Annotated in this window: 29 protein-coding genes and 1 tRNA gene; 18 read left to right on the forward strand and 12 right to left on the reverse strand. The window is 70.0% G+C overall.

The annotated features are described in order from the left end of the window. Position 1: 1 nt before the first annotated feature. Positions 2–268 carry a multidrug ABC transporter ATPase gene (locus tag QE381_RS16255; protein ID WP_307219847.1) on the reverse strand — a complete coding sequence of 89 codons (267 nt, stop codon included), beginning with the start codon at positions 266–268 and terminating at the stop codon, positions 2–4. A gap of 111 nt (positions 269–379) precedes the next feature. Between QE381_RS16255 and QE381_RS16260 the strand changes: the two genes are divergently transcribed. After that, the gene (locus QE381_RS16260; protein ID WP_307219848.1) at positions 380–763 is read left to right on the forward strand and encodes a cold-shock protein; all 384 of its coding nucleotides are present in this window, start codon (positions 380–382) and stop codon (positions 761–763) included. Continuing rightward, a complete protein-coding gene (locus QE381_RS16265; RefSeq protein ID WP_307219850.1) occupies positions 747–1,400 on the forward strand; it encodes a DUF3027 domain-containing protein in 654 nt (217 codons plus the stop codon). Before QE381_RS16260 ends, QE381_RS16265 begins: the two co-directional genes overlap by 17 nt. 61 nt (positions 1,401–1,461) lie before the next feature. On the opposite strand, the gene serC is transcribed toward QE381_RS16265, so the two are convergent. Then, the gene (gene serC / locus QE381_RS16270) at positions 1,462–2,574 is read right to left on the reverse strand and encodes a phosphoserine transaminase (protein WP_307219851.1); all 1,113 of its coding nucleotides are present in this window, start codon (positions 2,572–2,574) and stop codon (positions 1,462–1,464) included. A gap of 104 nt (positions 2,575–2,678) precedes the next feature. Here serC and QE381_RS16275 point away from each other — a divergent pair, with 104 nt between their 5' ends. The 3 genes from QE381_RS16275 (at position 2,679) to QE381_RS16285 (ending at position 5,271) form a co-directional block, all read left to right on the forward strand. Next, positions 2,679–3,374, forward strand: coding sequence for a metal-dependent transcriptional regulator (locus tag QE381_RS16275; RefSeq protein WP_307219852.1), 696 nt, complete (start codon positions 2,679–2,681; stop codon positions 3,372–3,374). A gap of 234 nt (positions 3,375–3,608) precedes the next feature. Continuing rightward, entirely contained in the window at positions 3,609–4,478 is an 870-nt protein-coding gene (locus QE381_RS16280) for a M23 family metallopeptidase (RefSeq protein WP_307219854.1), read from the forward strand. 295 nt (positions 4,479–4,773) lie between these two features. Next, the gene (locus tag QE381_RS16285) at positions 4,774–5,271 is read left to right on the forward strand and encodes an HNH endonuclease (protein WP_307219856.1); all 498 of its coding nucleotides are present in this window, start codon (positions 4,774–4,776) and stop codon (positions 5,269–5,271) included. Here the strand turns inward: QE381_RS16285 and QE381_RS16290 are convergent. Then, positions 5,268–5,780: a MarR family winged helix-turn-helix transcriptional regulator gene (locus QE381_RS16290; protein WP_307219858.1), complete on the reverse strand. Its 513-nt coding sequence runs from the start codon at positions 5,778–5,780 to the stop codon at positions 5,268–5,270. The two genes, QE381_RS16285 and QE381_RS16290, sit on opposite strands and share 4 nt — an antisense overlap. Positions 5,781–5,820: 40 nt before the next feature. Between QE381_RS16290 and QE381_RS16295 the strand changes: the two genes are divergently transcribed. From QE381_RS16295 to QE381_RS16310, 4 genes are all read left to right on the forward strand, one after another. Next, complete coding sequence (locus tag QE381_RS16295; protein ID WP_307219860.1) at positions 5,821–6,729, forward strand: EamA family transporter; 909 nt, start codon at positions 5,821–5,823, stop codon at positions 6,727–6,729. A 104-nt stretch (positions 6,730–6,833) separates the two neighbouring features. Beyond that, positions 6,834–7,520, forward strand: coding sequence for a hypothetical protein (locus QE381_RS16300; protein WP_307219862.1), 687 nt, complete (start codon positions 6,834–6,836; stop codon positions 7,518–7,520). Continuing rightward, entirely contained in the window at positions 7,520–9,043 is a 1,524-nt protein-coding gene (locus QE381_RS16305; RefSeq protein WP_307219863.1) for a DNA polymerase Y family protein, read from the forward strand. Before QE381_RS16300 ends, QE381_RS16305 begins: the two co-directional genes overlap by 1 nt. Positions 9,044–9,058: 15 nt before the next feature. Then, positions 9,059–12,544 (forward strand): error-prone DNA polymerase, encoded by a 3,486-nt coding sequence (locus QE381_RS16310; protein ID WP_307219865.1) that lies wholly within the window; start codon positions 9,059–9,061, stop codon positions 12,542–12,544. Between the two features lie 96 nt (positions 12,545–12,640). Here the strand turns inward: QE381_RS16310 and QE381_RS16315 are convergent, their stop codons facing one another. The 4 genes from QE381_RS16315 to QE381_RS16330 form a co-directional block, all read right to left on the reverse strand. Then, the gene (locus QE381_RS16315; protein ID WP_307219866.1) at positions 12,641–12,919 is read right to left on the reverse strand and encodes a Fe-S cluster assembly protein HesB; all 279 of its coding nucleotides are present in this window, start codon (positions 12,917–12,919) and stop codon (positions 12,641–12,643) included. A gap of 147 nt (positions 12,920–13,066) precedes the next feature. Next, positions 13,067–13,801 carry a hypothetical protein gene (locus QE381_RS16320; protein ID WP_307219868.1) on the reverse strand — a complete coding sequence of 245 codons (735 nt, stop codon included), beginning with the start codon at positions 13,799–13,801 and terminating at the stop codon, positions 13,067–13,069. Next, positions 13,798–14,235: a DUF6114 domain-containing protein gene (locus QE381_RS16325; RefSeq protein ID WP_307219870.1), complete on the reverse strand. Its 438-nt coding sequence runs from the start codon at positions 14,233–14,235 to the stop codon at positions 13,798–13,800. The genes QE381_RS16320 and QE381_RS16325 overlap by 4 nt, the downstream gene beginning before the upstream one ends. After that, on the reverse strand, positions 14,226–14,819 hold the full coding sequence (locus QE381_RS16330; protein ID WP_307219872.1) for a DUF6230 family protein: 594 nt from the start codon (positions 14,817–14,819) through the stop codon (positions 14,226–14,228). Before QE381_RS16330 ends, QE381_RS16325 begins: the two co-directional genes overlap by 10 nt. 151 nt (positions 14,820–14,970) lie before the next feature. On the opposite strand from QE381_RS16330, the gene QE381_RS16335 reads away from it, so the two are divergent. From QE381_RS16335 to QE381_RS16375, 9 genes are all read left to right on the forward strand, one after another. Beyond that, positions 14,971–15,582, forward strand: coding sequence for a TetR/AcrR family transcriptional regulator (locus QE381_RS16335; RefSeq protein WP_307219874.1), 612 nt, complete (start codon positions 14,971–14,973; stop codon positions 15,580–15,582). 65 nt (positions 15,583–15,647) lie between these two features. Continuing rightward, on the forward strand, positions 15,648–17,381 hold the full coding sequence (poxB, locus tag QE381_RS16340) for a ubiquinone-dependent pyruvate dehydrogenase (RefSeq protein WP_307219876.1): 1,734 nt from the start codon (positions 15,648–15,650) through the stop codon (positions 17,379–17,381). A 140-nt stretch (positions 17,382–17,521) separates the two neighbouring features. Further along, positions 17,522–17,779, forward strand: coding sequence for an SAV_915 family protein (locus tag QE381_RS16345; RefSeq protein ID WP_307219877.1), 258 nt, complete (start codon positions 17,522–17,524; stop codon positions 17,777–17,779). Then, positions 17,776–18,072, forward strand: coding sequence for a hypothetical protein (locus tag QE381_RS16350; RefSeq protein ID WP_307219878.1), 297 nt, complete (start codon positions 17,776–17,778; stop codon positions 18,070–18,072). The genes QE381_RS16345 and QE381_RS16350 overlap by 4 nt, the downstream gene beginning before the upstream one ends. 36 nt (positions 18,073–18,108) lie before the next feature. Beyond that, positions 18,109–19,248: a hypothetical protein gene (locus QE381_RS16355; RefSeq protein WP_307219880.1), complete on the forward strand. Its 1,140-nt coding sequence runs from the start codon at positions 18,109–18,111 to the stop codon at positions 19,246–19,248. 4 nt (positions 19,249–19,252) lie between these two features. Further along, positions 19,253–20,029 carry a hypothetical protein gene (locus QE381_RS16360; protein ID WP_307219883.1) on the forward strand — a complete coding sequence of 259 codons (777 nt, stop codon included), beginning with the start codon at positions 19,253–19,255 and terminating at the stop codon, positions 20,027–20,029. Between the two features lie 376 nt (positions 20,030–20,405). Beyond that, the gene (locus QE381_RS16365) at positions 20,406–21,617 is read left to right on the forward strand and encodes an MFS transporter (RefSeq protein ID WP_307219885.1); all 1,212 of its coding nucleotides are present in this window, start codon (positions 20,406–20,408) and stop codon (positions 21,615–21,617) included. A gap of 110 nt (positions 21,618–21,727) precedes the next feature. After that, positions 21,728–22,357, forward strand: a complete 630-nt coding sequence (locus tag QE381_RS16370; protein ID WP_307219887.1) for a hypothetical protein — start codon at positions 21,728–21,730, stop codon at positions 22,355–22,357. Between the two features lie 13 nt (positions 22,358–22,370). Then, positions 22,371–22,445: transfer RNA gene (locus QE381_RS16375), tRNA-Arg, on the forward strand. Between the two features lie 128 nt (positions 22,446–22,573). Here the strand turns inward: QE381_RS16375 and QE381_RS16380 are convergent. The 5 genes from QE381_RS16380 to QE381_RS16400 all read right to left on the reverse strand — a co-directional run bounded on the left by QE381_RS16380 (position 22,574) and on the right by QE381_RS16400 (position 26,211). Continuing rightward, positions 22,574–23,838, reverse strand: a protein-coding gene (locus QE381_RS16380) for an IS3 family transposase (RefSeq protein WP_307220573.1) whose coding sequence is annotated in 2 segments (ribosomal slippage) — positions 22,574–23,535 and positions 23,535–23,838 — 1,266 coding nt in all. Because the reading frame shifts where the segments join, the coding sequence is not laid out codon by codon here. A gap of 99 nt (positions 23,839–23,937) precedes the next feature. Beyond that, entirely contained in the window at positions 23,938–24,369 is a 432-nt protein-coding gene (locus QE381_RS16385) for a hypothetical protein (RefSeq protein WP_307219888.1), read from the reverse strand. Then, entirely contained in the window at positions 24,338–24,832 is a 495-nt protein-coding gene (locus QE381_RS16390; protein WP_307219890.1) for a transposase, read from the reverse strand. The genes QE381_RS16385 and QE381_RS16390 overlap by 32 nt, the downstream gene beginning before the upstream one ends. A gap of 339 nt (positions 24,833–25,171) precedes the next feature. After that, positions 25,172–25,672, reverse strand: coding sequence for a hypothetical protein (locus QE381_RS16395; RefSeq protein ID WP_307219892.1), 501 nt, complete (start codon positions 25,670–25,672; stop codon positions 25,172–25,174). 122 nt (positions 25,673–25,794) lie between these two features. Next, positions 25,795–26,211 (reverse strand): phosphatidylglycerol lysyltransferase domain-containing protein, encoded by a 417-nt coding sequence (locus QE381_RS16400; RefSeq protein WP_307219894.1) that lies wholly within the window; start codon positions 26,209–26,211, stop codon positions 25,795–25,797. Positions 26,212–26,233 lie beyond the last annotated feature (22 nt).

Below are 26,233 nucleotides of genomic sequence, written 5' to 3' on the forward strand. Positions count from 1 at the left end.
CTCAGCGGGCCCGGTTCGCCCGCGCCCTCCGCACGATCGCCAGGATGAGCACCGTGAGCATCAGCAGGAACGCGACGATGGGCGCGAAATACACCACGACGCTCACGACCGGCCAGGCGCCGGCATGCGGGTCGACGCGGGCGCCGGAGCCGATCATGATCGCCACGAAACAGGCGATCGAGAGCACCACCAGCCCCAATGCCATGGACGCCAGAATGCGATCGAGGCGCGGCATCCCCACATCGCTCTTGTCGCTGGGCTTGCTCATCGGCCCCAGCCTACCGCCTTCCCGGGAGCGGCTAGTCTTGTGGGTGGGGGTCGATCGGTCCCCGGTTCCGTCGTGCCTGCGCATCGCAGGCCACAATCCAGCGAGGTCCGAATGCCCACCGGCAAGGTCAGGTTCTACGACGAGGAGAAGGGGTTCGGCTTCGTCACCACCGACGATGGCCAGGACGTCTTCCTGCACGCCACGGCACTGCCGGCGGACGTGACGTCGCTCAAGCCCGGCACGCGGCTGGAGTTCGGTGTCGCCGACGGGAAGAAGGGCCTGCAGGCGCTGTCGGCCCGCGTGCTCGACGCACCGCCGAGCCTCGCCAAGCGCGCCCGTAAGCCCGCCGACGACATGGCCGTCATCATCGAGGACCTGGTGAAGCTCCTCGACGGCATCGGCGGTGACCTGCGCCGTGGCCGCTACCCCAGTGGCGGCCACGCCAAGAAGGTCGCCGCAGTGCTGCGCAAGGTCGCCGATGAGCTCGATGCCTGACGCGGATGCGGCCGCCGCCGAGCCGGTCACCGCTGCGGAGCCGGTCACGGAGGACGCGTCGATCGCCGCGGCGGGCACGGAGGACGCCGAGACCGACGCGGGGGCGGCTGTCGCGTCACTCCCGGACGAGCGGCTGATCGCGGCGCACGACCTCGCACTCGCGGCGCTGCACGAGATCACGGCGCCGGCGACGGTCGGGCCTCCCGCGGGCTATGCCGCGGAGCCGGACGGCGTCGTCTCGCTGCGCTTCGAGAACCGCCTGCCGGGCTACCCGGGCTGGTACTGGACCGTGAGCCTCGCGCGCGTCCAGGACGAGGAGCCGACCGTGCTCGAGGTCGAGCTGCTCCCGGGCGAGGCGGCGCTCCTGGCGCCGGAGTGGGTTCCGTGGGCCGTGCGGCTGGCCGAATACCGCGCTCAGCAGGAGGCCGCCGCCGCGGCGGCCGCCGAAGCCGGTGAGGCCGAAGCGGAGGACGTGCTCGACGACCTCGACGAGGAGCTCGACGAGGATGACGATCTCGACGACCTGGACCCGGGCGACTTCGACGCCGACGGATCGCCGATCCTGCACGCCGGTGACCTCGACGGCGTCGACATCGACGAGCTCGACGACGCCGGCGACGAGCCGGACGCCGACTGACCGCATCCGCCGCCCGGCGGAGCGACCGTGCCGGACCGCCGTCACGTGGGGCGAGCAGTGCTCACAGGCGCTCGAGCGTGTAGTCGATGCAGCGGATCAGCTGGCGGACGTCGTCCGGGTCGATCGAGACGAACGTCGCGATGCGCAGCTGGTTGCGGCCGAGCTTGCGGTACGGCTCGGTGTCGACGATGCCGTTGTGGCGCAGGCTCTTCGCCAGCGCGGCGGCATCCACGCTCTCGTCGAAGTCGATCGTGACCACGACCGGAGACCGGTCCGCGGGGTTCGAGACGAACGGAGTCGCCACGGGGGACGCCTCGGCCCAGTCATAGAGGGCCTGCGACGACTCGCGGGTGCGCGCATCGGCCCACTGGAGGCCGCCGTTGTCGAGGATCCACCGCAGCTGGTCGTCGAGCAGGAGCAGCGTGCTGACAGCGGGCGTGTTGAGCGTCTGCTGCAGGCGTGAGTTGTCGACCGCGTTCTTGAGGCTCAGGAACTCGGGGATGTAGCGGCCGGATGCCGCGATCCGCTCGATCCGCTCGATCGCCGCGGGCGACACGGCCGCGAACCAGAGCCCGCCGTCCGACCCCAGGTTCTTCTGTGGCGCGAAGTAGTAGACGTCGGACTCGGCGACCGTGAAGTCGATGCCGCCGGCGGCGCTCGTCGCGTCGATCACCGTCAGCGCGCCGGCGTCGCCGTGCACGCGCTCCACGGGGGAGGCGACGCCCGTGGAGGTCTCGTTGTGGGGCCACGCGTAGACGTCGACGCCCTCGACGGGCTCGGCGCTCGCGCGCGAGCCGGGCTCGGCCTTGCGCACGTCGGGCGCCTCGAGCCAGGGAGCGGCGGCGGCCGCGGCGAACTTTCCGCCGAACTCGCCCGAGACCAGGTTCTGGGCCCGGCGCTCGATCAGCCCGAACGCGGCGGCATCCCAGAACGCGGTGGAGCCGCCGTTGCCGACGATGATCTCGTAGCCGTTCGGCAGACGCAGCAGCTCGGCCAGACGGGAGCGGACGCTGCCGACCAGGTTCTTCACCGGCGCCTGGCGGTGGGAGGTTCCGAGGATCGCCGCTCCGGGCCCGGAGAGCGCAGCCAGCTGCTCCTCACGGATCTTGGACGGACCGCACCCGAAGCGGCCGTCGGCGGGCAGGATCTCGCGGGGGAGCACGACATGGGGCATTCCTCGATTCTAGGCGCGGCATGACGGCGTCCCGCACGTCGGACGACCTCCGGCACACCCCTATTGGATAGGCTCGGAGGACCGCCGAACGTTCGAGGAAAACCATGACCGATCTCATCGACACCACCGAGATGTATCTGCGCACGATCCTCGAGCTCGAGGAGGAGAACATCACGCCGCTGCGCGCGCGCATCTCCGAGCGGCTCGGGCATTCCGGCCCGACGGTGTCGCAGACGGTCGGGCGCATGGAGCGCGACGGGCTGGTGATCGTCTCGGACGACCGCACGCTGGAGCTGACCGACGCCGGACGCCAGAAGGCCGTCGACGTCATGCGCAAGCACCGGCTCGCCGAGCGCCTTCTGAGCGATGTGATCGGCCTCGACTGGGCCTACGTGCACGAAGAGGCCTGCCGCTGGGAGCACGTCATGAGCGAACAGGTCGAGCGTCGCCTCGTCGAGCTGCTCGGGCACCCCACGGAGTCGCCGTACGGCAATCCGATCCCCGGCCTCGACCAGCTCGGCGACCGGCCGACGGCCATGTTCGACGAGGGGGTGGTCGGTCTCGTCCGTCGCCTCGACGCGAGCAAGGGGCCCATCACCGGCACCGTGCGTCGCCTCGCCGAGCCCGCGCAGGTCGACCCCGAGCTCCTGCAGCAGCTGCGCAGCGCCGGCGTCACCCCCGGCGCGCACGGCGCCTACCAGTACAGCGAGGGCTACGTCCTGGTGCAGATGGACGGCTCGGAGGAGGCCTTGGAGCTTCCCGTCGAGGTCGCCGCGCACATCTTCCTCGTCGACGACTGATCCCCGTTCCCGCCTCGTCGGAGGCGGGGCAAGCGTCCGCTGCCAGGGGCTCAGCGTGACTTAGTCGTTATACTCGGGTACCCTTTTGGGAGTCCACAGGCGAAAAGCCCGCCGTCGGACCCCACCCGGACCGCCTCCCCGGCTCGTCGTCCGATGTGGTGTTGATCCGTACCTGGTGCCCCGACACCCGGTGCCGACGAGCCGGCGCACTGCGCGGAGGCTCCGGAGGACAGAGTGGCTGAAGAGATCGACAACGACCCGAGTGACGCGAACGAGGCATCCGCCCTCGGTCGGCGGAGCCGGCGTCAGATGGCCGATCGGCAGCGCCGTGCGCCCCGCGCCGCGCGTGCGGCCACGCCACGGGCAGGCCGCGGCGGCATCGCCAAGCCCGCCCGGACCGTCGTCATCCTCGCCATGGTGGGCGGGCTCATCGTCGCCGCCGGACTCCCCGCCTACGCGGCGTGGAACCCCGGCTCGAACGAGATGACCGTCGAGCAGATGGCGGCCGTCAACTCCCAGTCGCTCGTCGTCGCCTCCGACGTCACGACCGGCGATCTCGCCCGTGACAGCTATGCCGCGACCACTTCCGACGAGCTCGATGCGAAGAAGGCGGCCGAGGCCGCCGCTGCGGCCGCGGCTCGGGCGGCCAGCTCCGCGGCCAGCGCGGCGAGCGTGCCCTCCTCGGTCAACCTGAACATGGTGGCGCCCGGCTCGGGTGCCGTGCGTTGGCCGCTGGACATGTCGCAGATCACGGTCGGCCGCGGCTTCGGCGCCGACGGCTACCACCAGGGGGTCGACCTTCTCGGCGCCTTCGGGACCAACGAGTACGCGGCCGCGGCCGGCACCGTCAGCTTCGCCGGCTGGTCCGGCGGCTACGGCCAGGTCGTCTTCATCGACCACGTCATCAACGGCGTCAGCGTGTCCACCGCGTATGCGCACATGAGCACGATCCTCGTGAGCCAGGGCCAGACCGTCCAGGCCGGTCAGCTCATCGGCCTCATGGGCATGACCGGGAGCGCGACGGCGAACCACCTCCACTTCGAGGTCCGCATCAACGGCGGAACGGTCGACCCGTGGGCGTGGCTCGTGCAGAACGCCGGCTGACGACACGACATCCCCCGTTCACCCCTCGTGCATCCCGGGCGTGTCCCGGTGGGTTACGCTGTGACCCGACGCTGAGTGAAGCGGAGGTCGCCGAGTGGAAAGCATGCCACGCATCCGAACCATGGATGCTCTCGGCCTGCTCGTCCTCCGGCATCACGTGACAGGATGCCGCGGAACGTCCGCGCGTCCAAGGCGCTGTCTGTGAGACAGCGCCTTTTTTCATGCCCTCCGCCCAACGAATGCCGCAGGAATCGAATAACCGCGAAGCCGTCCCGGCCATTCGAGAGGACAGAAGATGCGCACTCTGGTGCTGAACGCGGGCTACGAGCCCTTGGCCGTGGTCTCCTTCAGGCGAGCGCTCGTGCTCGTGATGAACGAGAAGGCCACCATCGTCGAGCAGGTGGACGGTGATCCGGTATGGGGGACGAACGGGGCGTACGAGCGTCCCGCCGTCATCATCCTGTCCCGCTATGTGCGCATTCCCGGTGCGCGACGCGTGCCCGTGACCCGTCGCGGTGTGCTGCGGCGCGACGGGCACCGTTGCGCGTACTGCGGGAAGTCCGCGACGACGATCGACCACGTCCTTCCTCGCTCCCGTGGGGGGAAGGACACGTGGGAGAACCTCGTCGCCTGCTGCCTTCGCTGCAACAACGTGAAGGGCGATCGGACGCCGCAGGAGATGTCGTGGTCGCTCCGGCTCGTGCCCGGCGCGCCTCGCGGTCCGCAGTGGAGCGTACGGGGCACCGACCGCGCCGATCCGCGCTGGGAGCCCTATCTCGAGCTGGCCGCCTAGGACTCCACGTCGCCGAGGAGTCCGAGCCAGCGCCGCAGGATCGGTTCGAGGGCCGCGGCGTCCTCCGCTCCGAGGTCGTCCAGCAGGCGTCGTTCGTTCGCGAGGTGCGCCGTGAAGGCCTCATCGATCAGGCGGCGTCCCTCGGGCGTGAGCCGGATCATCCGCCGCCTGCCGTCGTCTCCCGTCGTCGTGCGCTCGACGAGTCCGCGGGCGACGAGTCGGTCCACGCGCTTGGTGAGGCCGCCGGTGGTGACCATGGTGTGCGCGGCGAGTTCGCCGGCGGCCAGCCCCGCGACGTCGGCGGAACGGCGGAGCGAGGCGAGCAGGTCGAACTCCGGCTCGCTCAGCCCGTGCTGGGCGTAGACCACGGCCAGCTCGGCGGTCAGCGCCAGTGCCAGGCGGTGGAGCCGGCCGATCACGCCCTGCGGTGTGGGATCGAGATCGGGTCGGGCCGTGCGCCACTCCTGCTGGATGCGATCCACGCGATCGGGGGGTGGGATCTCGGCCATGGCGGAGATCTTATCTTCCCGGGAAGATAAGATCTCTTCCATGGAAGACAAAAGGATGCGGTGGGTGCTCCTGACCGCGATCGCGCCCATCGCCTGGGGGAGCACCTATTACGTCACGCGGCAGGTGCTCCCCGCTGACGCGGCGCTGTGGGGCGGTGTCATCCGGTGTCTTCCCGCAGGCCTTCTCGTGCTGTTGATCGTGCGCCGCCTGCCGCGCGGGTCATGGTGGTGGCGTTCGCTCGTGCTCGGGGTGCTGACCGTCGGCGGGCTGAACGTGCTCGTGTACGTCGTCGCGCAGCGGCTGCCGACATCCTTCGCGGCCACGCTCATGTCCACCTCGGCGGCCGCCATGCTCCTGCTCAGCTGGCTCCTGCTCCGGCAGCGGCCGCGGCTGGCGGCCGTCGTCGGCGCGATGGTCGGGATCGTCGGGGTCGTCGTCATGATGGGGTTCGGCGAGGGGCCTGTCGACGGCTGGGGAGTGGCCGCCTCCGTCGGGGCCATGCTCTCGTCGTCGCTGGGGTTCGTCCTGACGGCCAAGTGGGGTGCCGAGGTGCCGCCGCTGACGATGACGGCCTGGCAGCTGATCGCGGGCTCTCTGGTCGTGCTCCCGTTCGCCGTGGCGTTCGAGGGGGCGCCGCCCGCGCTCGATCCGCCCGCGATCGCCGGCTTCGCCTATGTGATCGTGGTGGCCACCTCTCTCGCCTACGCCGCGTGGTTCTCGGGGCTGCGGCATCTTCCCGGCTCGGTGGTGGGGATCGTGGGGCTGCTCAACCCCGTGACCGGGGTCGTGCTGGGCGTCTTCCTCGCGGGCGAGGCCTTCGGCATCCCCCAGGTCGCAGGGTTGGCGATGGTGATCGTGGGCGTCGTGCTGGGGGTGCTGCCGCGGCGTCCGGTGCTCTCGGCGGGGCATCTCGCTGGTTCGGACCGCTCCTCGCGCGTGTCCTCCTGAGCCGGTGTCGTCGCTCGATCCGCTGCTCGGGCAGGATGTCAGAGGTCGGGAATATCTTCGAACCTGACGTTGAGGAGCTAGAACATATGTTCTAGCCTGTCGGGATGAGGGTGACCGTGCGAGACGACGCTGCCGGCGAGGTGCAGCGTCTCCGCGCGCAGCTCGAGCAGCTGCAGGGGCGTCGCCTCGATGCGCCCCTGCTGCCCACGTCGCCGGCGCTCGCCGACCTGCTCCCCGGGGGCGGGCTGCGCGCCGGCTCGGCCTATGTCGTGGCACCCTCCTCCGCCCTGCTGCTGTCGCTGCTGGCGCCCCCCACTCGCGCGGGATCGTGGTGCGCCGCCGTAGGCATGCCCGAGCTGGGCGCCGAAGCCGCAGCAGACCTCGGGGTCGTGCTCGACCGGCTGGTGCTCGTCCCCGAACCGGGGCCTCGGTGGCTCCCCGTGACGGCGACCCTGGCCGAGGTCATGACGGTCGTCGCCGTACGGCCCGCGGGTCGTGTCTCCGAGGCCGATGCCACCCGGCTGCTGGCCCGGCTGCGCGATCGCGGAGCGGCACTGCTGGTGCAGGGGGCGTGGCCGCAGGCCGATGCCTCGCTCGAGATCGCCGATCCGCACTGGTCCGGGCTCGGCCGGGGGCACGGATATCTCGCCGCCCGCGAGGTCACTGTGACGGTGCGATCCCGCCGATCGCCGGTGCCCCGACGGGCGCGGATGCTGCTGCCCGATCCGCAGGGCGCCCTCACCGCATCCACCGCCACGGCATCCGTCGTGCCCCTCCGGGCGGTGGGCTGATGCTGCGCAGCCTCGTGGTCTGGATTCCCGACTGGCCGGTCGTCGCCGGCGAGCGGGAGGGCAGGATCGAGGCGGGCGAGCCCGTCGCCGTGATCGACAAGAACACCGTCGTCGCGTGCTCGGCGACCGCGCGTGCAGAGGGGGTGCGCCGGGGCCAGCGTCGCCGTGACGCGCAGGCGCGCAGTTCGCGGCTGCGCATCCTCCCCGCCGATCCGGTGCGCGACCAGCGGGTCTTCGCACCGGTGGTCGCGTCGATCGAGGAACGCATCCCGCACGTGCAGATCCTGCGCCCGGGGCTGTGCGCGCTGCGTGCCCGTGGCCCCGCCCGCTTCTACGGAGGAGAGGAGGCAGCGGCGGCCGTGCTGCGCGAGACCCTGGCCGGGCAGGGGCTTCCGGAGGTGCGGGTCGGCATCGCCGACGGGCCCTTCACCGCCGAGCAGGCGGCGCGCGCCACCACGCCGGCGCGGCCGATCCTGATCGTCCCGCCGGGCACCGGTCCGGAGTTCCTCGCTCCGCTGCCGGTGACCGTGCTCGACGAGCCCTCGCTCGCTCATCTCCTGGCGCGACTCGGAGTCCGGACCCTGGGCGGGTTCGCCGAGCTCGCCGAGGACAGGGTGCGCGAACGGCTCGGCGAGCACGGCGTGCGACTGCGGTCCCTGGCCGCCGGACGCGATCCGAGCGGGGTCGAGGCGCGGGTGCCCCCGCCCGAGCTCGATCGTGAGACGTGGTTCGATCCGCCGGTCGAGCTCGCCGAGCAGATCGCCTTCGGCATGCGCATCGCCGCCGACGAGTTCATCGCCGGGCTCGACGTCGAACGGTTGGTCTGCACCGAGCTGCGGGTCGAGCTCGAGACCGAACGGGGGGAGCGCAGCGAACGGGTGTGGCTCCACCCCGGCACGTTCGACGCTGCCGCCATCGTCGACCGGGTGCGCTGGCAGCTCGCCGAGGCAGATGTCCTGAGCAGCGGAGTGACCCGGGTGCGCATCTCGCCCGAGGCGGTGGATGCGGCATCCGCCCACACCCCTTCGCTGTTCGGCGGAGGCGGTGAAGAGAAGGTCCATCATGCCCTGTCGCGGGTGCAGGCGATCCTCGGTCACCGGGCCGTGCTCACCCCGCTCATCGCCGGCGGCCGGTGGCTCGACGAGCGCCAGGTGCTCGTGCCCTGGGGTGACCGGGCGGCGGTGCCCCGCGATCCCGCGCAGCCATGGCCGGGATCGTTGCCGCCCCCGTTGCCCTCGACCGTGTTCCCGCTGCCGCGCCGGGTCATGGTCACCGGGGCAGGAGAGGCGACGGTGCAGGTCGACGATCGCGGGCAGCTCGTGGGAGCGCCTGAGACGCTCGGGGTCGACGGCGAGTCCCGTGCGATCGTGTCGTGGGCGGGGCCGTGGCCGGTGCTCGAACGCGAGTGGGATGACGCGCGCCGCCGCCTCGCGCATCGGTTCCAGGTCGTCGACGACGAGCAACGGGCCTGGCTGCTCGTGTGCGAGGGCGGGGAGTGGCGTGCGGAGGCCCGCTATGACTGAGCGGAGGGGTGCCTGATGGGCTGGAACAACCCGTCCGTGCCGTGGTCGGAGCTCGAACGCACCCTCAGCGAGACACGACGTCCGAGGCCCGCCGGAGCCGACGGGGGCGACAGCCCCGCGTTCTCCCACAAGCGCGGCCCCTATGTCGGCGCGCCGATCGAACGTCCCGCCGATGCCGTGCCCTATGCCGAGCTGCACGCACATTCCTCCTCCTCCTTCCTCGACGGCGCCTCCTCGCCGGAGGAGCTGGTGGAGCAGGCGGAGCGTCTGGGGCTCCATGCCCTGGCCCTCACCGACCACGACGGCTACTACGGCATCGTGCGACTGGCGGAGGCGGCCGAGAACAGGCAGCTCAAGACGGTCTTCGGGGCTGAGCTCTCGCTCGATCTCCCGGCCCCCCAGAAGGGGCATGCCGATCCCGTCGGAACCCATCTGCTCGTGCTCGCACGGCAGCAGGAGGGCTACCACCGGCTGTCCGGAGCCATCACGAGGGCACAGCTGCGCGGGGCGGAGAAGGGGCGTCCCGTGTACGACCTCGCCGAGCTCGCGGCGCAGGCGGAAGGGCACTGGGCGGTGCTCACTGGGTGCCGCAAGGGGGCCGTCCGGCAGGCGTTGGCCGCGGGCGGTGCCCGGGCTGCGGCGGATCAGCTCGATCTGCTCATCGATCTGTTCGGCCGGGAGGCGGTGCAGGTGGAGCTCTACGACCACGGAGATCCTTCCGCCAGCCGCGACAACGACGTGCTCGCCGCCCTGGCCGCCGAGCGGGGGCTGCCCCTGCTCGCGACCGGCAACGTCCACTATGCGGTCCCGGAGCGGCGACTGCTCGCCGCGGCGATCGCGGCGGTGCGGGCGAACCGCAGCATGGACGAGCTGGACGGCTGGCTGCCCGCGCACGGCGGGGCCTTCCTGCGCTCCGGTGCAGAGATGACCGCCCGCTTCGCGAGGTACCCGGGAGCCGTCGCCCGCACCGTGACCCTCGCCGACGAACTGGCCTTTCCGCTGCGCCGAGCCCGCCCCGCCCTGCCGAAGCAGCAGGTGCCCGAGGGACACACCCCCATGTCATGGCTGCGTGAGCTCGTGTGGCAGGGCGCCGACGGGCGATACCCCGGTGGTCTGCCCGAAGGCCACCGGCGGCGCCTCGAGCGAGAGCTCGACGTCATCGAGCAGAAGGACTTCCCCGGCTACTTCCTCATCGTGCACGACATCGTGAAGCAGGCGCGCGACCGGGGCATCCTCTGTCAGGGCAGGGGGTCGGCCGCCTCCAGCGCCGTCTGCTACGTGCTGGGCATCACGGCGATCGACGCGATCTTCTTCGACCTGCCGTTCGAGCGGTTTCTCTCGAGCATGCGCGACGAGGAGCCCGACATCGACGTCGACTTCGACTCCGACCGTCGGGAGGAGATCATCCAGTGGGTCTATGGGAGATACGGCCGTGAGAACGCCGCTCAGGTCGCGAACGTCATCCAGTACCGGCCCAAGAACGCGGTGCGCGACATGGCCAAGGCGCTGGGCTATTCCCCCGGGCAGCAGGACGCCTGGTCGAAACAGGTGGAGCGGTGGGGCTCCGACATCGCCTCTGCCGAGGGGCACGACATCCCGCAGCAGGTGATCGACTACGCGACCGAGCTGCTGAAGGCACCGCGGCACCTCGGCATCCACTCGGGCGGCATGGTGCTCACCGAGCGTCCGGTGGGCGAGGTCGTGCCGATCGAGCATGCCCGGATGAAGGATCGCACCGTCATCCAGTGGGACAAGGACGACGCCGCCTGGATGGGGCTCGTCAAGTTCGACCTGCTGGGGCTCGGGATGCTGAGCGCGCTGCAGCACTGCTTCGACCTGATCCGCGACGCCACCGGCGAGGTGTGGGACCTCGAGACGATCCCGAAAGAGGAGGGCGCGGTCTACGACATGCTGTGCCGGGCCGATGTGATCGGCGTCTTCCAGGTCGAGTCGCGGGCGCAGATGGGGCTGCTGCCGAGGCTCCGGCCGCGGGCGTTCTACGACCTCGCGATCGAGATCGCGCTCATCCGTCCCGGTCCCATCCAGGGCGGGGCCGTGCATCCCTTCGTGCGCCGCAAGCTGGGGCAGGAGAAAGTGACATACCCGCATCCGAAGCTGAAGCCGGTGCTGGAACGCACGCTGGGGATCCCCGTGTTCCAGGAGCAGCTCATGCAGATGGCGATGGTCGTGGGCGACCTCAGCCCGGAGGAGGCCGACATCCTTCGCCGGGCCATGGGCTCCAAGCGTGGGCTGGAGCGCATCGAGAGCGTTCGCGACAAGCTCTATTCCGGGATGGCCCGTCACGGACTCCGAGGCGAGGAGGCCGATGCGATCTACGCCAAGATCCAGGCGTTCGCGAACTTCGGGTTCGCCGAGTCCCACTCGCTGTCGTTCGCGCTGCTCGTCTATGCCAGCTCGTGGATCAAGCTGCACTATCCCGCCGCGTTCCTCGCGGGGCTGCTGCGGTCTCAGCCCATGGGCTTCTACTCGCCCGCGACGCTCACGGCCGATGCCCGCCGGCACGGCGTCGTGGTGCGGCGTCCGGATCTGCAGTGCAGCGGAGTACAGGCCGGGCTCGAGCTCATTGCTCCTCATCAGGACATCTCGCAGAGGCAGGACGATCTGGCCCGAGAATCTTCTGATCTCGCGAGATGTCCTGATCCGGGAACGGCGGTGGGCGGAGCGGATGCGCCCTCCTCCGGGCTCGACTCCTGCTGCGCCCCGCAGCAGCCCCCGCCCGGTCCTTTCGACCCCGAGGCTCCTGACGACTCCGCGGCCCATCGCCGCGATCTGCCGTACGCCGTCCGGCTGGGTCTCGCGCAGATCACGGGGATCGGGGACGATGTGGCCCGGCGCATCGTCGCCGAGCGTGAGCGGGGCGGGGAGTACCGCGACATGCGCGATCTGGTGCGGCGTGCCGATCTGAGCGTGGCGCAGCTGGAGTCCCTCGCCACAGCCGGGGCCTTCGAGTGCTTCGGCCTCTCGCGCCGCGAGGCGATCTGGCTCGCGGGCTCGGCGGCGGAGGACCGCGCGCAGTATCTTCCCGACTCGGTGACCTTCGTGCAGCCGCCGTTGTTCGGCGACCCTTCCAGCTACGAGGTCCTCGCGGCCGATCTGTGGGCCACGGGGATCGCGACCGAGGATCACCCGCTGACCCACTACCGTTCGGCGCTCGATGCCCGGGGCGTGCTCACCTCCCGGGAGCTGCGGGGGCACGAGGCCGGTCGCCGCATCGAGGTCGCGGGGCTGGTGACGCACCGCCAGCGTCCGGCCACGGCATCCGGGATCACGTTCCTCAACCTGGAGGACGAGCACGGTCTGGTCAACGTGGTCTGCTCGGTCGGGGTGTGGAACCGGCATCGCCGTCTCGTCCGCGATGCTCCGGCCCTCATCGTGCGGGGCATGCTGGAGCGTTCCAGCGAAGGGGTCGTCAACGTCGTCGCCGATGGGTTCGAGGATCTTCGCGTCGGAGTGCAGCATCGTTCCCGCGACTTCCGCTGACGGGCGCATGCCGCACGCGCGATACGGCATGCGGTCGCCGCCGAACGACGGCGGGGCCCGAGGCGAATCGCCCCGGGCCCCGCCGCACGGGATGTCTCAGCCGGCGACGCCGAGTGCGAAGCGCACGGCTCCGTCGGCACCGATCTCGGCATCGAGCACCCGGTCGTCCAGCGCGACCGTCGCGTCCTCCGCGACGAACACGCGCGCGCCGTCGGTCTCCACGACCGTGTCGCTGGGCTCGGGACGTTCGACGAGCGAGAGCTCGAAGCCGGTCTGGGCGCCGGTGTCGCGGATGCGCAGCCCGCCGCCGTCCGCCGGGATCTGGGCCGTGATCGAGGTGACGGCCGTGGCCGCGTTCTCCGTCAGTGTGAGCATGGTGCTCTCCTTCCATCGATGGTGCGGAGTGGGCCACGATTCCGAGAATCCACGCGTGACGCAACCCCCGGTGCCGATACCCAGCGAACTCCCACGTGCCCTTCGCCGCATCGCGGGACGCTCACCGTGCCTGCTCGCGGTCCGCCGTCACCCGTGGAGCTGCTGGTCGGTGTTCGAGTAGACGATGGAGTCGGCGGTGGCCCCGACGAGACCGAACGTCACGCGCAGGAGAGTGGGCTCCACGCCGTCGGCCGGTGGCGGGGTGTCGGCGCCCAGGGTGACCGAGCGGCCGCTCTGCGTGGTCGCGGTCAGCGAGTTCAGGTATACCCGAACGTTGCCGGACAGGGTCATCCGGTCCGCGGTGGTCACCAGCGAAGGACTGCTGTCGTCGTGACGCACCGTGAGCGCGAAGCCGTCGATCGTGATGCTGTCCGCGGCGATCTTGACCGCGGCCACGCGCGAGCCGTCGGCCAGCGGCACGGTGACGATGCTGATGCCCTTCAGTCCCGTGAACGACAGCGACTGCGAGCCGAGCTGCGCCGGCGGCTGTGTGAACACCGGGGCGTCCTCGTCCGGGACGGCCTCGACGGGTGCCGGCGTCGATGGGGCCGGCGTGGCCGGCGCCTCACCCGGCGCGGGCGACGTGCTGCCCGGCGTGGGGGCGCCGATGTCGGGGATGCCGGGAAGCAGGGAGCTTCCGCTCGGCGAGGGCGACGGTGTCGGCACGGGCGAGGGCGACGAAGGATCGGACGGACACGACCAGATCATCGGGATCGGGATGCAGAACGCGGCCGGGCGCGGCGCCGCCGCAGCGCCCGAGAGCGCCCCGGCGACGAGCAGTGCCGCTGTCAGCGTCGCTCCTGCCCGGAGCGGTCGCCTCACGGCTTCGGCTCCTCCGTGGCGGGCTCGGCTGCGGGAGGCCGTGGCATCCAGGAGACGACGATGATCCCGCCGACGCTGGCCAGCAGCATCCCGATGAAGAAGCCGCCGAGGTTGACGCCCACGAGGGAGTAGACCGCGACGACCAGCGCGATCACCCCGTAGAAGATCCGGTGCGCCGGCATCGCGATCGCGAGCACGCCGAGCAGCACCAGCGCGATCGGGATGACGGTGGCCTGCAACCCCTCGATGCCGAGCTGGATGTGGAGGTTGCCGATGTCGAGCTGGCTCGACCCGAACATCTCGGCGCCGCCGAGGGCGACGAGGACGCCGCCGACGAGGGGTCGCCGTCGTGCCCACTCACGGAACCGTCGCCAGGTCGACGGGCGGTTCTGGCGACGCCGGATGGGCCTGGTCACGGTGTCCGTCAGAAGCATGTCTTGCCGTCCGTCAGCTGCAGCGACATGCCGGTGAGCGTGAAGACGGATGCCTGCGTGCTCCAGGCGGTCTGCTGCAGGTTCGCGATCGAGACGGTGTCGGCATCCTGTGCGAAGTCACCCGCCGTGCCCTTGGGGCCGGTGTTGACAGTGGAGGCGTCGACACCGATCCGGATGTTCTGGAACGACGAGTCGCCGCGGAGCCCGGTCATGCCGATCTGCAGATCGGACGCGGATGCCGGGCTGCCGCCGCCGCCCGCGGTGATGAGGATGCCGACGGTTCCGAGCGGTGTCTCGGTCACGACCGACTGGCAGAGGTCGGAGAGCGTCGCCGAGGCGATGTTCGCGATCGCGACGGCGTGCTCGCCGCCGGCGGTGTCCTTCGTGACGCCGGCGTACTGCGAGAACCCGGTTCCCTCGAGCTGCGAGGCGCTGATCTGGAACTGGCTGCCGGACACGGCGAAGGAGACCGGCACGGCGCCCTGGGCCACGCCGCCCATGAGGAGGGAGGATGCGGCGGCGACAGGCACGGCGGCGAGCGCGATGCGGCCGGCGCGGGAGCGGGTGAGGGAGCGGATCTTCATCGGTCCTCCGAGGGTGTGGGACGGCCCCGATGCCGTCGTCGGTTGAGCGTAGACCTCATTGACAGAGAGTCAATATGATCGGGCTCCGGATGAGAGAAATCTCATCCGCGTCTTCCTCTCCTGCCCCCGCAGCCTTCAGTTATGGTGAGGGATGGCCAGTGCACGACGGCGACGTCTGACTCCGGAGGAGCGGCGGTCGCAGCTTCTGGCGATCGGTGTCGCTTTTCTCGGGGATCAGTCGCTGGACGACCTGACGATAGAGGCGCTCTCGGAGCGGGCCGGCGTCTCGCGCGGGCTCGTCTTCCACTATTTCGGCTCCCGTCAAGGGCTGCACCGTGCGGTCGTGACGACGGCCGCCGAGAGCATGCTCGCGTTCGCCGTACCCCGCGAGGAGCTCCCGCCATCCGGCCGCCTCCGCGACACGCTCGGCCGCGTCGTGGGATTCGTGCGCGAGTACCGGGGCACCTTCTTCTCGCTCGTGCGCGGGGTGGCCAGCGGAGACCCCGTGGTGCGCACGGTCGTCGACGACGCCCGTGACGTGCATGCCCAGCGCATCGTCTCGGTGTTCGTCGAGATGGGGTCCCCCGACACCCGCCTGCTGCGGGTCGTGCTGCGGTCATGGGTCTCGTTCGCCGAGGAGATCCTGATCGAGCTGGCCCTCGGGACCGAGACGGCGGCGGAGAGCATCGTGGACCTCCTCGTCGGCAGTGCCCACGGCGTCGTCGCGGCCGCCGAGTCCGCGAGCTGCGCCCAGGCGACGTAGTCACCACGCGTCCGCCGGCCCCGCAACCCCTGGCTGCGACGGACGGTGCGCCGTAGCCTGCAGACATGGCACAGAACATCGCGGAACTGTTCGTCGACACCCTCGTCCGCGCCGGGGTCACCCGCGTCTGGGGACTGCCGGGCGACTCGCTCAACGCGTTCACCGATGCGCTTCGCCGGGACGGTCGCCTTCGCTGGCTCCACATGCGGCACGAGGAGGCGGCGGCGTTCGCGGCGGGGGCCGAGTCCGAGATCACGGGCGAGTTGGCCGTCGTCGCGGGAAGCTGCGGGCCGGGCAACCTCCACTTCATCAACGGGCTCTTCGACGCGCAGCGCTCCCGGGTGCCGGTGCTGGCGATCGCCTCCCACATCCCCTCCGCCGAGATCGGCAGCGGATACTTCCAGGAGACGCATCCGCAGGAGCTGTTCCGCGAGTGCAGCGTCTACGCGGAGCTGGTGGGCGACCCGAGCCAGCTGCCCTGGGTGCTGGAGACCGCGATGCGCACGGCGGTCGAGAAGCGCGGGGTGGCCGTCGTCGTGGTTCCGGGCGACGTGTTCTTCCAGAAGGCGCCCTCCCGGCGCGCCTCGGCGCCCATCCGTGCGGCCTCGCCGGTTATCGTCCCCGGTGAGGCCGAGCTGCGCGAGGCCGCGCGCGTGCTGGGGGAGGCGAAGAAGGTCACGATCCTCGCGGGCGCCGGCGTCGCCGGCGCGCACGCCGAGGTCATGGCGCTCGCCGAGCGGCTGCAGGCCCCGATCGTCCATGCCTTCCGCGGCAAGGAGCACATCGAGTACGACAACCCCTACGACGTGGGGATGACGGGGCTGCTCGGCTTCGCATCGGGGTACCGGGCCATGGAGCGGTGCGACGCACTGCTGATGCTCGGCACCGACTTCCCGTACCGCCAGTTCTACCCGGAGAAGGCGACGATCGTGCAGGTCGACGTCCGCGGCGAGCAGCTGGGACGGCGTACCCCGATCGACCTCGGACTCGTGGGGGATGTCGGGGCCACCGCATCCGCCTTGCTCCCGCTCCTGCCGGAGGGTCGCGACCCCGGCCACCTGCGGGATGCGCTGAAGCACTATGAGAAGACGCGGTCGGAGCTCGACGGGCTCGCCGATGACGACGGCCGCACACCGATCCACCCGCAGTACGTGGCCCGGCTCGTGGACGAGCTGGCGGATCAGGACGCCGTCTTCACGGTGGATGTCGGCACGCCGGTCGTGTGGGCGGCACGCTATCTGCGCATGACCGCCGGGCGCCGGCTGCTCGGCTCGTTCACGCACGGGTCGATGGCGAACGCCATGCCCCAGGCGCTCGGCGCGCAGGCCGTCGACCGTGAGCGCCAGGTCATCGCGCTCGCCGGCGATGGGGGCCTGTCGATGCTGCTCGGCGACCTGCTCTCGATCCGGCAGAACGACCTGCCCGTGAAGATCGTCGTGTTCAACAACTCGGCGCTGGGGTTCGTGGAGGTCGAGATGAAAGCGGCGGGGATCGTGAACTTCGGCACCGGGCTCGACAACCCGAGCTTCGCCGACATCGCGACGGCTGTCGGAATCACCGGCATCCGTGTCGAGAAGGGAGCAGACCTCGAGCCGGCTCTTCGTCGGGCACTCGCCGATCCCGGGGCCGTGCTCGTCGACGTCGTCGTGGCACGGGAGGAGTTGTCGATCCCACCATCGATCTCCGTCGAGCAGGCCAAGGGCTTCGGGCTGTGGGCGTTGCGGACGGTCATGTCCGGCCGCGGCGACGAGCTGCTCGACCTCGCCGACACGAACGTGTGGCGACGGCTGTTCGGGTGAGGGGCTGTGGACAAGACGGCGGGTTCTCGGCGCGGCCCGGCTAGGCTGAGCGTCCCGATGTCTCGACGAGTGAGGGCGATATGCAGTTGGGTGCACCGCGGCAGACCACCGTTGATGAGCGTGGTGTCATCGTGCCGCCCGTGCTCTACCTTCCCCTCGTCGACAATCCACTCTCCGAGGGCCAGATGGCGGTGGTCCGCAGGATGGCCGACGGCCGTCAGGGGCTGCTCGCCTACACCGCGCTGGACCGGCTCGCCGCGAACTGCGGCATGAACCAGCCGTGGATGCTCCTGATGACCTCCGAGCTCGGTCGAATCAAGGAGGAGCAGCCGTTCGACGTCGTGGCGTTCGACATCGACGTGCCGCCCGCCATGGTCGAGAACGGGCGGCTGGCATGAGCGATCCGATCTACGTCGACCGCGACAACATCCGCCGTCGTATGGGTGACGTCTCGGCGCTCGCGCGCGAGATCGAGACCGCGATGGGCGGCATGCCGCCGGCCGCGGACGGCGGGGCCGCCTCCGCACTCCTCGGCTTCATCGCGGCGGGGGGCTCGGAGGCGGCGAACGAGTACGCCGGGGCGGTGCAGCTGATCGGTGCGATCACGGACGATGTCATGCGAGACAACGAGGCCACCGAGAGTGAGATGACGGCGGAGCTCACGCAGCTCGAGCAGGAGCTCGATCACTGATGTCCATCGAGGTGCGGATGCCGGGCTCGCCCGCCAGTGTGCGGGCCGTGGCCGACTGGCTCGATCGGGTGCGCGGCCGGGTTCGCCGACACGGATGTCGACTTCGCGGCGTTCTGGGGAGACTCGAACTACTACTGGACCGGCGAAGCGGCGACCGCCTGGCGCGGTGCTGTCGGGACCGTGAGGAGCAGAGCGCTCGGCGTGCACGGCTTCCTGTCGGACGCCGTCGATGTGTTCCGTGCGTATGCGAACCGCCTCGAGCGTGCGCAGGAGGACTACGCGACGCTGCTGTCGCAGGCGAAGGCGGTCGGGTTGACCGCTGTCGGCGTCACCGTCTTCCCGCCGACGACGAGCCTCGACTACTGCCCGGCGGACACGGCTCCGGCGGCCGACCAGCGCGAGTATCAGCGCTATCTCGATCTCCTGGCGAGCTACAACGACCTCGGCGAGCAGCTCGGCCGGATCATGGGCGAGCTCGATTCCTGGGTGGGGGAGCACATCGTCCCGCTCGTCGCGCGCGTGAAGGACCTCCAGCAGCTCTCGGGCACGGTGGGCTCGCTCCTCGAGCTCGGCAACGACAAGGTCGCGAGCGGAGTGCTCGACGGGTACGAGGCGTTCCTGGACGAGAAGCTCGGCCAGTGGCGCGAGGCGCACGACGCGCTGCAGGAGTCGGCCGACACGTTCCGGAACCAGCTGCGCTCGGGCAACCCGGCGCTGCGGGCCGCTGCGGAGGCCGCCGATCCCCATGCGATGCGACAGGGCGTCCAAGAGCTCGCCGAGCAGATCGGCCACGTCTCGAAGTACTCGAAGGTCATCCCCGTCGCTGGCACGGTCCTGGAGGTCGTGACGCTCGCCTCGGACGTCGCCCAGGGCGGATCGTTGACCTCGGGCGTCGCCGACATCCTGGGCGGTGCTGCCGGCGGCGCAGCCGGCGCCGCGGCGGGCGGCGGCATCGCCGTGGCCGTGGGCAGCAACCCCATCGGCTGGGTCGTCGGCGGGACCGTCGTCGGCGGGTTGGCCGTTGCCGCCGGTGCGCGCTGGCTGTGGGAGGCCGCCGTCCCGCTCGACGTGCGTGAGAGCATCGACGACTTCTTCGTCGGCTCACCGCCGCGTCTCGAGGGGTATGCGCCCGTCCCCCGACCGACGCCGGGCCCCGTCCCGTCACCGGCGGGCTGACGACATGTCGTGGCAGAGGATGTCGCCGCAGGTGCGGGAGACGGGTGTCGAGGTCGTGCCGGTGTTCCCGAAGGGGCGCGCCCCCCGCGGGCTCGCGTGGGCCATCGTCGCGTTCGCGCTCCTCCCCGCGCTCCTGGCGCTCGTGGACGGCCGAATCGGGTTCCGGCTGCTGATGGGCTCGCTCGCGCTCGTGTGTCTCACCGTCGGCGTCGGGGTGCTCGTGATGTTCGGAGCCGTCGGGCAGGGGAGCGTGCGCGTGCGTCCGGGAGGGGCCAGCCTGCGATTCGGGCCGCCCCTCGCGGCCACCCTGCCGGTCGTCGTGATGGCGTTCAGTCTGCTGCTTCCGGCGATCGCGCAGCTGGCGATCGACACGGCGGGGCTTCCGACGATGGCGATGACCGCGGTCTTCTCCCGTGCGCCCTATGTGCTCGGCATCCTCGGCGTGGCGATCCTGGTCGTACAGGCCTGGCGGATGCGGGTGCCCGCGGGGTTGGAGCTGACGCCCGAGGGTCTGCGCGGCATCCGAGGTGCGGGCGTGGTCGCGTGGACATGGGAGGAGCTCGTCGAGGCGAAGGTCGTCGCCGCGCCCGCCGCCAAGCTCTGTCTCGTGCCCAAGGGCGGCGCGCCGGTGATGGCTCAGGCGATGCTGCTCGGGTCGGATCCGAATCAGGTCGCCGCGATCGTCCGGTACTTCCTGCGCACCCCCTCGGAACGTGCCGTGCTCCTCGAGGGCGGCGAGGCGGCGGTGCGGCGTGCCGAGGCGGGGCTGCGCGTGCGGTGACCCGGCTGCCCGGGGTTCTCGGCTGAGCCCGATCGCGCGTTCGTGCGTGAGGGCCTTCGTGCGTGAGGGCCTTCGTGCGTGAGGGCCGACCGAACGGCGGGGATCGTGCGCGGCACGCCGGGTGTCGGTTTCGTGGTGCGGCGTGTCGGTGGTGATTTCCGCGGGAGCGGGCGTGGTGCGCGGCGCGCGGTGTGTGGGTTTCGTGGTGCGGCGTGTCGGTGGTGATCTCCGCGGGAGCGGGCGTGGTGCGCGGCGCGCGGTGTGTGGGTTTCGTGGTGCGGCGTGTCGGTGGTGATCTCCGCGGGAGCGGGCGTGGTGCGCGGCGCGCCGGGTGTCGGCATCCGGGATGCGGACGGTCCGCGGATAACGTGGCAGGGTGACGGAGTTCGCTGGGCATCGGCCGGGGGAGCCTGCTTATCGCCGGTTGATCGCCGGACTGTTCTTCGCCGGAGTGGCGACGTTCGCTCAGCTGTACTCGCCGCAGGCGGTTCTGCCCTTCCTCGCCGCCGACCTGGGTGTCTCGCCGGCGACGGCTGCGCTCGCCGTGTCGGCGGCGACTCTCGGTCTCGCGCTCGCGGTGATCCCTTGGTCGATGGTCGCCGACCGTCGCGGGCGCAGGCCCACCATGGCCATCGGCGTGGTCGCGGCGACCGCTATCGGTCTGCTCGCGCCGCTCGCCCCGACGATGGAGCTGTTCCTGATCGCGCGGCTCGTCGAAGGAGCCGCACTCGGAGCCGTTCCCGCCGTAGCGCTGGCGTATCTGAGCGAGGAGGTCCATGCCGGTCACGCCGCCCGTGCCGCCGGGAGCTACATCGCCGGCACCACGGTGGGCGGTCTCGCCGGGCGCCTGATATCGGGGCCCTTCGGGGAGGCGGGGCACTGGCGGCTGGGTGTGTTCATCGTCGCGGCGGTGTGCGCGGCCAGCGCCGTGCTGTTCCTGTGGCTGGCTCCGCGCGCGAGGGGGTTCGCCGCATCCCCCGTTCGTGTGGGAACCGTGCTGCGGCGACTCGCGACGAACCTGCGCTCGCGGGTCCAGCTCGCCCTCTACGCGCAGGCATTCCTGCTGATGGGCGCCTTCGTCGCGGTGTACAACTACGTCGGGTTCCTGCTGGCGGCGCCGCCGTACCTCGTGCCGCAGTGGACCGTGAGCCTGCTGTTCCTCGCGTACCTGGCGGGCACCGTCTCATCGCCGCGAGCCGGCGCGCTCGCCGGGCGCTTCGGACGTCTGCCCGTGCTCCTGGGCTCCGCGGGAGTCATGGCCGGGGGAGCGCTGCTCCTGCTCGTGCCCTCTGTCGGGGCGGTCGTCGCCGGGCTCGTGATCTTCACCGCCGGATTCTTCGCCGCCCACGCGGTTGCGTCCGGGTGGACGCCCGCATCCGCCCCCGCCGGCAGTGCCGCGCAGGCCTCGTCGCTGTACTACCTCGCCTACTACGCCGGTTCGAGTGCGCTGGGCTGGGCGTTGGGGTTGGTCTTCGCCGGGGTCGGATGGGTGGGGGTCGCGGGCGTGGTCGTCCTTCTGTGCGCGATCGCGGCCGCCTGGGCGCAGCGGGTGCTTCGTGATCCGGCTGCCCGCAGCGGCACGGACTGACGCTTGCCGTCGACCGGGTCGTGCGTCACGCTGGGGAGATGCAGTTCGCCGGGATCACACCTCCCGATGCGCCGGATCCGCGTGTCGAGCTGGCACAACGTGTTCGGGACATGCCCTTCACCGTGATGGGACTGGTGCCTCAGCCCACGCTGGAGGATGTCGGCGATCTGTCTCTCATGGAGGGAACCGACGGGCATCGGCGCCAGCAGGCCGAGGTCGGCGTGAGCTACACGCTCTGGCGCAATCCCGACGACCACGACGATCCGGGCAACCTCGCCGAGCTCGACGAGGTGACGCGCGCCTCGCTCGAGATCGATCCGCCGTGGCCCAGACCCTCGTGGATTCTCGACTCCGTGAAGCGCCTGCGGTACCGCCGGCTTCCCGAGGCGGTACGGACGTCGTGGAGCTCGGAGTCGTACGCCGAGACCACCCTGGCGGCACGGCTCGTGCAGCATGTGAACCACATCCTGGTGAATCACTTCCGCACGGAGCTCGGGCTCGCCCCCGGACCCACGTTCGACGGGCCATGGCGGGCGCGGCAGTCGTCGGTGAACCGGCGCGCGACGCTCGAGGTCGACGGGGTCGCGCGGCCGGCAGCGGAGATCGACACGGACCCGTTCGTGTACGGGGTCGGCGTGCAGCTGAGCGAGGATGTCGTGGTGACCGTCGCGATCGCGCGTTCGGAGCTGCCGTTCGTCCGCCTCGCCCTCGCGCCGCGCGGGATGCTCCAGCCCGGCTAGACTCGTCGAGCCAGCCTCTGTAGCTCAATGGAAGAGCAGTTCCGTCCTAAGGAAACGGTTGGGGGTTCGAGTCCCTCCAGGGGCACCAAATGTTCGTCTTTAGAACCCTTTGAGGCCGAGAACCCCGTGTTCTCGGCCTTTTTGCTTCCTGTGGACTCTTCGCCTTCTGCACGTGGGGTGGTGAATGAAGCGCCCTGGGTCTGATGGAGACTCGCGCTATTTGATTCCCACCAGCTGATCGCGGCGGGCTTGGTCAGCATAGAACGCCTGCTCGAACTCGACGGGCGGGATGTCGCCGAGGTAGCCGTGGAGGCGTTGAGTGTTGTGCCAGTGCACCCACCCGAGGGTCGCGAGCTCGAGGTCCTCGACCGTCTTCCAGGGCCCGGATCGGGCGGGTCCGCGGACGAGTTCAGTCTTGTAGTAGCCGTTCACGGTCTCTGCCAGGGCGTTGTCATAGCTGTCGCCGACGGTCCCGATCGACGGGGTGGCCCCGATGTCCGCGAGGCGTTCGCCGTAGCGGATCGACGTGAATTGACTGCCCGCATCGGAATGACAGCGCAGGTCGTGGTGGCGGGCGCCGCGGGACCACCGGGCCATCTCGATCGCGTCGAGGACCATGTCGGTGCGCATGTGCGACGCGACCCGCCATCCCACGATCATCCGGCTGAACGCGTCGATGATGAAGCAGACGTAGGCGACACCGGCCCAGGTCGGTACGAACGTGAGGTCCGTCACCCAGAGCCGGTTCGGGGCAGTCGCGGTGAACTCCCGCTTCACCAGATCCGGGTGACGCGCAGCGGCAGGATCAGGGCATGTTGTCTTGACCCGCTTCGACCGTCTCGCGCCCTCGATCCCCGCAGCGCGCATCAACCGACCCGTCTGGTCTCGACCGATGTCGATCCCGTCGCGGCGGGCCGCCTTCCAGAGCTTGCGGACCCCGTAGACGCAGTAGTTCTCCGTCCACAGCCGCACCAGCTCCGGCATCACGACCGCGTCGTTCACCGCTCGCGCCGACGGCGCCCGATCACGGGCGGCGTAGTACGTGCTCGGAGCCACCTGCAGCAGTGCGCAGATGGGCTCGACTCCGAGCGGGCGCCCCTCGACGATGTCGTCCTTGTTCGCGTCGACGAACGCGACTACTTCCGGTGTTGGCGGTCGAGCTCCGCCCCGAAGAAACTCGCCGCACGCTTGAGGATCTCGTTGGCGCGACGCAACTCCCGGACTTCTTGCTCCAACTCCCGCACCCGAGCCGCCTCACTGCTGCTCACCCCGGGCACAACACCGTCATCGATATCGGCCTGCTTCACCCAAGTCCGCACCGACTCGACCCCGTAACCCAGCTGCGACGCAACCCGCTGCACCGTCCCATGCTCGGTACCTAACTCGGACCGCAAAGTCCTGACCATCCGCACCGCGGCAGCCTTCTCCTCGGGCGAGTAGCGACGCGTCGTCGGCTTCCCGATCGCCTGTTCCTTCGGCATAACTCCATCCTCGTTTCCAAGGTCAGGAGCCTCCAACAAACCCAGGGCACTTCAATCGCGAAGATCAACGCCACGAAGGGCAAGTAGTCTCGCGGGGAGTCAGGCTCCCGTCGCTGGCCGGATCTGAACGCCGGCTCGAATGATCGCGACCCGCATCGTCTCTTGGTTCACGTTGAGCTGCAGAGCGACTTGAGAGAGCGAAAGGCCGGACCCGTAAAGCGCTACTGCGTCGCGCACCTGATCGGGTGTCATCGGCTGGCGACGAACGACGATACTCCTCTCGCGGAGGATGCCAATGATCGTCGACTTCGCGACTCCGTAGGCCTTCGCCAGTTCCGTCGTGGTGTCTCCTACCTCATAACGGCGCGCCACCTCGCCACGCTGCTCGTCCGCCAGACGGTTCCAGCCGCGCTTCACGCGAGGTCGCAATTCGCGCTCAGAATCCCCGATGGAGCCCGAAATCTCGCGGATCTGCGCCGCCGTAACAGAGGTAGTTGATTTATTGGAACAGAGGTAGACAATGTCGGCCACTTCGACGACGTTCAAACCGATGGATAGGTAGTGGCCACGCCCGGCTGACCCGCAGGATCCGGATGGATTCGACAACACCGGTGGTGGTCTTCGGCACAACCGCGGCCTGGCCGGAGAGGGCATTCATCGCCGCCGCTTCGGCATCGATCGCGTCGTCCTTGCCGCGACGTGCACGCATGTGAGGGTGGGGCTGGTTGACCTCGACGACTTCAACGCCGCGAGCGAGAAGGAACCGGGTGATGCCGGCCGCATACGATCCCGTCGACTCGATCCCGATCTTGTCGATCACACCGAAGCGTCCGAGCCAATCCAGCGCGTCCTGGTAGCCGCGGGTCGAGGCGGCGAATGCCTGGCTGCCGAGGCGCCGACCCGACGAGTCGAGGGCCGCAACATGATGGGTGTTCGAGTGAGCGTAGATCCCACCGACGATGATCGTGCTGGTCAGTTGCTGATGTTCTTCCACTGGGGTTCCTCTTCGATAGCGGAGTCCCCGGAGTGGTGCAGAACGGACACAACAATGACGAGGCATCGTGCGCGAACAAGGTCCTATGAAGTCACGTTCCACCCGGCCCCGACAGGCCCCGGGACAGTGACGGCGAACTCCGGCCGGAGTGACTCGTCGGTGTCAGGACAACAGCACACGCCGTGTCAGTTAAACAGCAGGTCAGCCCCGACCGAAGCCGTCAAGAACATCTTCATTGTTAGTCAGACAGTGCCCACACCTTAGGTGGCAGGCGGGCTCCGTGCTTTGTGGATGGGGGAGGGGCCGGAGGAGATTCCGCCGGCCCGGGGAGTGCCGCGGTCAGGAGGTGGCGACGGTGATGTCGAAGCTGGTGCGGTGTCCGTCGCGTCCGGCGATCCAGCCCTTGGTCGTGCCGGCCTTCTCGGCCGAGAATGCCGCGTTGAAGGACGCATCGTCGTCGGTGGCGCCGGTGGTGGCTGCCTCGAAGGTGACGATGGTGTTGTCGTCGGTGCCGCCGGTACCGGTGAAGGTGCCGCCGGTTTCGGTGTCCGTGACGATGATGAGCGACTGGCCCGGTGCCAGCGTCACGGGGCCTTTGGCGAGGTTGGCGGGGGTGATGAAGAGCGGGGCGGGCTGACCGTTGATGAAGCTGCCCTCTTCGTTGTCGGGGGTGACATCCTCGTCGTGGTTGGGCGAGGGGACACCGTCGATGAATGTGTCGTCAGGGGTGGGGACACCGTCGATGAAGGTTCTCTGATCCGGGTTGGGGGTCGCCTGGGTTGCGGCGTAGGCGGCGGCGCCGGTGGTCATCAGGCCCACGGCGAGGATCGACGCGGTCACGGCGGTGAGGGTTCGAATGCGCATGAGCTGCACCTTTCAGTTGATTTCGCGGCCCCCGTTCCGGTGAACGAGTGGTGATTGCGGCTTGTACTGAGGGAATGACCGTCAGCCCCGTCTCTCTTTCACATCTGCGGAGAAAGTTTTCTGGGGATTTGCTGAACTCGATCGGGCCTGCCGAGGCCTTGTGGGCGCGCGGGTCTGCGGATCTGTCTGGCAAGGCGGGCGGCCCCCGCAATAGTGAGCCCGGGGATGTAACACCGCAGGAGCGCGAGGGCGATGGCGGGAAGGTGGACGGACTCGGGATAGATGATCCATAGCGGGGTGAACTCAGGCTGGAACTTCTTTTTGAAGTTGGCGAGGGATCGGAATCCGTAGGCCGGTTCGATGACGCCGCTCAGAATCTCGAGGAGTCGGTCGACCCCGGTCAGGTCAGCCGTCTTGTCATCGCGATGCGGGGCCAGGGGCGACCCGGACAGGCTCAGAACTGTGCATGGCTCGTCGCGGAGCCGCTCGGCGACGGCGCCGATCACGAATTCCATGACCCCCTTGCGAAAGGATTGG

Origin of the sequence: Microbacterium sp. SORGH_AS_0888 (assembly GCF_030818905.1) — a bacterium.
In the GTDB taxonomy this organism is placed as follows: domain Bacteria; phylum Actinomycetota; class Actinomycetes; order Actinomycetales; family Microbacteriaceae; genus Microbacterium.

Coding starts and splice junctions, on each gene's coding strand:
- QE381_RS16350 (WP_307219878.1), top strand. CDS start 17,776: ATGAGCGATCCGATCTACGTCGACCGCGACAACATCCGCCGTCGTATG.
- QE381_RS16370 (WP_307219887.1), top strand. CDS start 21,728: ATGCCCTTCACCGTGATGGGACTGGTGCCTCAGCCCACGCTGGAGGAT.
- QE381_RS16335 (WP_307219874.1), top strand. CDS start 14,971: ATGGCCAGTGCACGACGGCGACGTCTGACTCCGGAGGAGCGGCGGTCG.
- QE381_RS16275 (WP_307219852.1), top strand. CDS start 2,679: ATGACCGATCTCATCGACACCACCGAGATGTATCTGCGCACGATCCTC.
- QE381_RS16295 (WP_307219860.1), top strand. CDS start 5,821: ATGGAAGACAAAAGGATGCGGTGGGTGCTCCTGACCGCGATCGCGCCC.
- serC (WP_307219851.1), bottom strand. CDS start 2,574: ATGCCCCATGTCGTGCTCCCCCGCGAGATCCTGCCCGCCGACGGCCGC.
- QE381_RS16300 (WP_307219862.1), top strand. CDS start 6,834: ATGAGGGTGACCGTGCGAGACGACGCTGCCGGCGAGGTGCAGCGTCTC.
- poxB (WP_307219876.1), top strand. CDS start 15,648: ATGGCACAGAACATCGCGGAACTGTTCGTCGACACCCTCGTCCGCGCC.
- QE381_RS16305 (WP_307219863.1), top strand. CDS start 7,520: ATGCTGCGCAGCCTCGTGGTCTGGATTCCCGACTGGCCGGTCGTCGCC.
- QE381_RS16400 (WP_307219894.1), bottom strand. CDS start 26,211: ATGGAATTCGTGATCGGCGCCGTCGCCGAGCGGCTCCGCGACGAGCCA.
- QE381_RS16285 (WP_307219856.1), top strand. CDS start 4,774: ATGCGCACTCTGGTGCTGAACGCGGGCTACGAGCCCTTGGCCGTGGTC.
- QE381_RS16360 (WP_307219883.1), top strand. CDS start 19,253: ATGTCGTGGCAGAGGATGTCGCCGCAGGTGCGGGAGACGGGTGTCGAG.
- QE381_RS16330 (WP_307219872.1), bottom strand. CDS start 14,819: ATGAAGATCCGCTCCCTCACCCGCTCCCGCGCCGGCCGCATCGCGCTC.
- QE381_RS16290 (WP_307219858.1), bottom strand. CDS start 5,780: ATGGCCGAGATCCCACCCCCCGATCGCGTGGATCGCATCCAGCAGGAG.
- QE381_RS16325 (WP_307219870.1), bottom strand. CDS start 14,235: ATGCTTCTGACGGACACCGTGACCAGGCCCATCCGGCGTCGCCAGAAC.
- QE381_RS16260 (WP_307219848.1), top strand. CDS start 380: ATGCCCACCGGCAAGGTCAGGTTCTACGACGAGGAGAAGGGGTTCGGC.
- QE381_RS16265 (WP_307219850.1), top strand. CDS start 747: ATGAGCTCGATGCCTGACGCGGATGCGGCCGCCGCCGAGCCGGTCACC.
- QE381_RS16315 (WP_307219866.1), bottom strand. CDS start 12,919: ATGCTCACACTGACGGAGAACGCGGCCACGGCCGTCACCTCGATCACG.
- QE381_RS16255 (WP_307219847.1), bottom strand. CDS start 268: ATGAGCAAGCCCAGCGACAAGAGCGATGTGGGGATGCCGCGCCTCGAT.
- QE381_RS16310 (WP_307219865.1), top strand. CDS start 9,059: ATGGGCTGGAACAACCCGTCCGTGCCGTGGTCGGAGCTCGAACGCACC.